The 5,671-nt window shown below is 33.6% G+C and carries 5 protein-coding genes and 1 pseudogene; all 6 read right to left on the bottom strand.

Translation table 11 applies throughout. From position 1 onward, the window contains the following. Positions 1–1,136 (bottom strand): hypothetical protein (locus tag E7Z77_RS09125; RefSeq protein ID WP_292753233.1); only part of this gene is annotated, 1,136 nt, incomplete at its 3' end. A gap of 230 nt (positions 1,137–1,366) precedes the next feature. Beyond that, the gene (gene asd, locus E7Z77_RS09120; protein WP_292753230.1) at positions 1,367–2,416 is read right to left on the bottom strand and encodes an aspartate-semialdehyde dehydrogenase; all 1,050 of its coding nucleotides are present in this window, start codon (positions 2,414–2,416) and stop codon (positions 1,367–1,369) included. Between the two features lie 8 nt (positions 2,417–2,424). After that, positions 2,425–3,246 (bottom strand): 4-hydroxy-tetrahydrodipicolinate reductase, encoded by an 822-nt coding sequence (gene dapB / locus E7Z77_RS09115; RefSeq protein WP_292753227.1) that lies wholly within the window; start codon positions 3,244–3,246, stop codon positions 2,425–2,427. A gap of 12 nt (positions 3,247–3,258) precedes the next feature. After that, on the bottom strand, positions 3,259–4,152 hold the full coding sequence (gene dapA / locus E7Z77_RS09110) for a 4-hydroxy-tetrahydrodipicolinate synthase (RefSeq protein ID WP_292753224.1): 894 nt from the start codon (positions 4,150–4,152) through the stop codon (positions 3,259–3,261). After that, positions 4,149–5,369, bottom strand: coding sequence for an aspartate kinase (locus E7Z77_RS09105; RefSeq protein ID WP_292753221.1), 1,221 nt, complete (start codon positions 5,367–5,369; stop codon positions 4,149–4,151). The genes dapA and E7Z77_RS09105 overlap by 4 nt, the downstream gene beginning before the upstream one ends. A 188-nt stretch (positions 5,370–5,557) precedes the next feature. After that, positions 5,558–5,671 (bottom strand): annotated as a pseudogene (locus E7Z77_RS09100) (30S ribosomal protein S17e); the annotation flags it as partial.

Below are 5,671 nucleotides of genomic sequence, written 5' to 3'. Positions count from 1 at the left end.
CGAACAGAGATCTCATTTTCTAACTGAGTTTTAAGAGAAACATAATCATCTTTAGGAATAGTATTCTCTTTAATGTCCTCCAGTTCTTTATTACGAACAGAGATCTCATTTTCTAACTGAGTTTTAAGAGAAACATAATCATCTTTAGGAATAGTATTCTCTTTAATGTCCTCAAGCTCAATACTGCGAGCGTAAATCTCCTTTTCTAACTGAGTTTTAAGAGAGACATAATCATCTTTAGGAATAGTGTTCTCTTTAATGTCCTCCAGTTCTTTATTACGAGCATAAATCTCATTTTCTAACTGAGTTTTAAGAGAAACATAATCATCTTTAGGAATAGTACTTTCTTTAAGATTAATGATTTCTTCACCTAAATTTTTAATTTCAGAATCAAATTTAACTTGAAGATCATCATAATCTTTTTTAGGGACGGAGTCTACTTTTAAATTAGAAATTTCTGCATCCATTGCATTAATTTCAGTTTCAAATTGAGTTTGAAGGGAAATATATTCATCTTTAGGAATTGTCTGTTCTTTTAAGACATCCAATTCATTGTCTTTTTTAGTAAGTTCACTTTCCTTTAAAAGAATCTCCTTATTTTTAAGTTCAATCTCTTTTTCAAGTTCCATTATTTGAGTTTGAGACTCGACATTGTTCTCAAGTTTAATTACCTGAATTTTATATTCATCGACAGTCCTTGAAAGAGAATTGATGGTTGCTTCTTTTTCTGCAATACTTTTGTAAGATTCGTTTAATCTTTCATTTACGTCAGACAATTCTTTTTTCTTATAATCCCTCAACTGTTCTGCAAAGTATTCCTTAATTTCATCAAGAGAATTGTTGACATAATCCAATTCATAAATCCTATCCTCTTGATTTTTAATCAGAATATCCTTTTCATCAAGTTGTTTTTTCAGGATGTTAATTTCGTCTTCAGCTTTGAATTTTATTACAGAAACTTCCTTTTCCTTGTCTAAAATGTCTTTTTCGAGTTCTTTAATTCGTCGTGGTGTATTATCATTAGCCCTTTGGATTTCAAGCTCAGTTAAATCTAATTTCAATTTATTGAGCTCCAAAAGGCAAGACCGGATTAAAGATTGTAAAGTATCTTTTTCAGCATCTATTCCTATTTGCATTCTATCCCTTAGTTTAAATTTTATCCCAATATCGGCATCAAATTATTAAAAAATAATGAATTTGAAAATTCCGATATAATGTACAATATAATTCCTTAACATAAATTATTTATTTCATACTATTTAAATTAAACCCTTAAAATAACTTACAAAACAAATTAAAAAGAATTAGAATACAGATGGAAAAAATAAAAAAAATTAAAAAAAATAGAAAAAATAAATTGATAAAATTAGAGTATTTTATCATTAATTAATTCAGCATTCAATATGGATGCTCCAGCAGCACCACGAATAGTATTATGTCCAACAAGAACATATTTAAAACTATTATCAAAAGCTTGGTCTTTTCTAAGTCTACCTACAGTAACAGCCATACCATTACTTGCATTTCTGTCCATTCTAGGTTGAGGCCTGTCGTTTTCTTCTTTGACAATGACAGGATTTTCCGGAGCAGAGAATAAATTAAGTTCTTGCGGTAATGCTTTGAAATTTGCCATTTTGCTTTTAACATCATCAATGTCAAAGTCATCGTCCAACTCAATGAATACTGCTTCAGTATGACCATCAATAACAGGCACCCTATGACAGGACGCACTTAATTTGAAATCGGCATTGTTTACATTAGTGCCATCAAAAGAACCTAACAAATGAAGGGTTTCGCTTTCCATTTTTTCCTCTTCACTGCCAATATATGGAACAAGATTATCGACAATAGCCATAGAAGGAACTCCATTATAACCTGCACCAGATACAGCTTGCATTGTAGAGACTCTAACAGATTTTACATTAAAGTTATCAACAATAGGTTTTAATGTTAAAGTTAATGCAATAGTTGAGCAATTTGGATTGGTTACAATGAATCCATCCCAGTCATTCTCCTTTTGCTGTGCATCAATCATGTCTAAATACTCAGGATTGACTTCAGGAATTACTAATGGAATATTTTTTTTCATACGATGAGCACTAGCGTTACTTGCAACAACATAATCCTTTGCAAATTCTTTTTCAACTTTTGCTGCGAATTCAGTTGGGAGAGAAGAAAATACAATATCCACATCATCATCCATCTCATCAGGATTAGTGTCAATCACAGTAATGTCTCTAACTGACTCAGGCATTTCACTATCCAAATACCAAGTAGTAGCATCCTCATATCTTTTACCAGCAGATCTGGATGAAGCCGCTAATGCTGTAACTTCGAAATCTGGATGGTTTTCAAGCAATTGAATAAATCTTTGGCCAACCATCCCAGTTGCACCAAGTACACCTACATTTACCATATCATCACCTATTCTAAACCTAAAACATCATTCATACTACTTACAACACCTTTTTCAGCAGTAGGAACATATCTAATTGCTCTGATTACACCTGCTATGAAAACTTCCCTAGTATGAGCCTGATGCTTAACCTCTAACCTTTCACCATCACCGACAAACATCACAGTATGATCACCGACAATGTCACCACCACGGACTGCGTGAACTCCAATTTCTTCAGGTGTTCTTTTGCCGACTAAACCATGTCTGCCGAATACACCAACTTCTTCAGGATTACGGCCAAGTTCCTCAGCAATTACTTCAAATGCAGTCATTGCAGTTCCAGATGGAGCGTCTTTTTTCTGATTGTGATGTGCCTCAATAATTTCAATATCAAAATCATATAAAAGAGGAGCCAATTTCTTTAGAGTGTTGAAAAATACATTTACTCCAATAGCCATGTTTGATGAGATGACAGCACGAACATTATTATCTTCAATGTTTTTAACATTGGATGCCATTTGTTCATCAGTGAAACCTGTAGTTCCAACAACAACGTTTACACCACAAGCAGTAGCCACTTTAATTGTTTCAACAGCCGCATGAGCAATAGTGAAATCAACTAAAACTTCAGCACCTGATGATTTTAAAGCCTCTTCCAAATTCTCAGAACCGGTAATTTTGACACCAATTTCATCAATTCCAGCTTGAAGACCTGCGTCTTTACCTGCGAGAGGAGTGTTTGCCATTTCAATAGCCGCAACTACTTCCATATCATCTTGTTCTGTAATTTTTCTAATAATACCGGAGCCCATTCTTCCTGCAGCTCCAGTTACTGCTACTTTAATCATTATAATACCTACCTAAATTAACTCGGAATCTTTTAATGCTTTTTTAAGAATTTCCAGGTTTTCTTCTTTCATATCACATAACGGTTTTCTTAAAGGTCCTGATGGAAGTCCCATCAAATTCATTGCAGTTTTTACAGGGACAGGGTTACTTTCAATGAATAATGCTCTAATTAATTCAACCATTTCATAGTGAAGTTCCATTGCTCTTGTATAATCATCATTTAAAATACTGTCAACCATTAAAACCATTCTTCTGGTATCAATATTTGCAGATGCACTAATTACACCGGTTCCTCCAACTGCCATGATTGGTAAAGTTAAAGAATCTTCACCTGAAAGGATATTGAAATCATCTTCAAGACCTTCGTGAGTGAGTGCCCTATAGATATCTGACACTTTATCAACGCTTCCGCTAGCTTCTTTAATAGCGTCCACACCATCGATTTTAGCTAACTCAACTGCGGTTTCAACTTCAATATTACTTCCAGTACGTGATGGAACATTATATGCAATAATTGGAATATCACAAGCTTCAGCAACATCACCATAATGTTCTACTAAAGCATGTTGTTGTGGTTTGTTGTAATAAGGGGTGATTAACAATGCGGAATCTGCACCTGCATCAGCGGCGAATTTAGTTAGGGAAATAGCTTCTGAAGTAGAGTTGCTACCAGTTCCCGCAACGGTTTGGACCCTTCCGTTAACTTCATCTACTAAAATATCAATTACACGATGATGCTCATCATGAGTCATGGTGGCTGATTCCCCGGTAGTTCCAGCACCAACTAAACCGTTAACACCTCTTTCTATTAAATAATTTATATTTGACCTAAATCCTTCCTCATCTAATTCTCCTTCTTTTGTAAAAGGAGTGACCATTGCAACATATGTGCCTTCAAAATTCATTCTAAAACCTCGCTAATTAATTTATGTGCTTTTTCACCATCTTCCCAGTCAACAAATAAAACAACTGCGGTTTGTGATGAAGTAATTTCTAATATGTTAATGTTATTTTTTCTAAGTGGTTCTGTAATATCCGAAATAATTCCAGGAGTTTCAATAATATCTGGACTAACAAAAGTAATCATCGCAGTATCCCTTCCAAGAGATAATGAACTTAAAACATCAAGTTCAACAACTAGATGATGCAATAAATGATATGCTTTATTAGAATCTGCTTTATCAACGAAAACAGTGATAGAGTTTTGACCTGCAGAAACACCAAAGATATTGATATCTTCTCCAGCAAGAGCAGTAGTTAACTCAGCCAACAAACCAACTTTTTTAAGCATTGCCTCTCCGACAATTGCTATAAGTGAAATAGGATTTTTATAAAGGGTTACACACTTCAACATATCCCCTTCAAAAGGACCTACAATGCGTGTTCCCTTTGAATCTATGTCTCCGTGAGAAAAATTGATAATTTTTGCACTTATTAATGGATCTTTATATTTTAATGCGTGAGGATGTAAAACCTGTGCGCCGTGTGTTGCCAAGTCCCTTAACTCCTCAACAGAAATTGTGTCCAATAATCTTGCATCTTCAATTTTATTCGGGTCAGTGGACATTACTCCGTCCACATCAGTAACGATTACCACTTCATTAGCATCAAGACAATGTCCTAATAAAAATGCAGTAATATCACTTCCACCTCTTCCTAATGTTGTAATTTCCCCACTTGGACCTTTTCCTAAGAATCCGCAAATAACAGGGATAACACCTTGATTGATAAGCTGTTTGATTCCTTCAACTTTCTTATGAGTGGTATTCAAATCAATTTTTGCTTCCAAAGAATTTGAATCTGTAATGATAGGCCATAATTCATTATATGGGTCAATGAATTCTGATGTTACTCCTAAAGATTCAATAGTTGCTGAGAATAATCTAGAACTAGTTAATTCGCCCATAGCCATAATTTCTGCCTTCTGCTTATCTGTTAAACTTGTACCAATAGCATCATTGGATATACCAATAAGTTCATCGGTTGCCTTGTTAACAGCTGAAACTACAACTACAACCTGATTGCCTTTCATATACTCATTTACCACGGACTGGGCCGCTTTTTTAATTCTGGAACCATCTCCAACCGATGTTCCGCCAAATTTTACTACTATTAAATCCATAAGTTCACCTATTTCTTGAAAATTTATCAATATTTTTCAAATATTGATTAAACAAAATATACATATATATTTTTATACAACGGTATTAATAAACTTTATAATAAAAAATTAATTATGACAAATCATTAAAATTGGAATTATAAAAAAAATATTAAATAAAAAAAAGAGTAAGAAAATATGAAAAAAGCTTATTTTTGGGTTTGTTCTAACCTTACAAGCCTTGTTACATATCCTGCAATTTTATTTCTTAAATGTTTAGTACTTACAGTAGAGTATTCTTGTACTAATTTTTTATTTTCTTC

The organism is Methanobrevibacter sp., assembly GCF_015062985.1.
In the GTDB taxonomy this organism is placed as follows: domain Archaea; phylum Methanobacteriota; class Methanobacteria; order Methanobacteriales; family Methanobacteriaceae; genus Methanocatella.
Note: the sequence above shows the minus strand (reverse complement) of the source record. Positions and strands in the feature narration are given on the sequence as shown.

Bases quoted from the DNA above. Each gene is read 5' to 3' on its own strand.
- asd (WP_292753230.1), bottom strand. From the start codon at position 2,416: ATGGTAAATGTAGGTGTACTTGGTGCAACTGGGATGGTTGGCCAAAGA.
- E7Z77_RS09105 (WP_292753221.1), bottom strand. From the start codon at position 5,369: ATGGATTTAATAGTAGTAAAATTTGGCGGAACATCGGTTGGAGATGGT.
- dapB (WP_292753227.1), bottom strand. From the start codon at position 3,246: ATGATTAAAGTAGCAGTAACTGGAGCTGCAGGAAGAATGGGCTCCGGT.
- dapA (WP_292753224.1), bottom strand. From the start codon at position 4,152: ATGAATTTTGAAGGCACATATGTTGCAATGGTCACTCCTTTTACAAAA.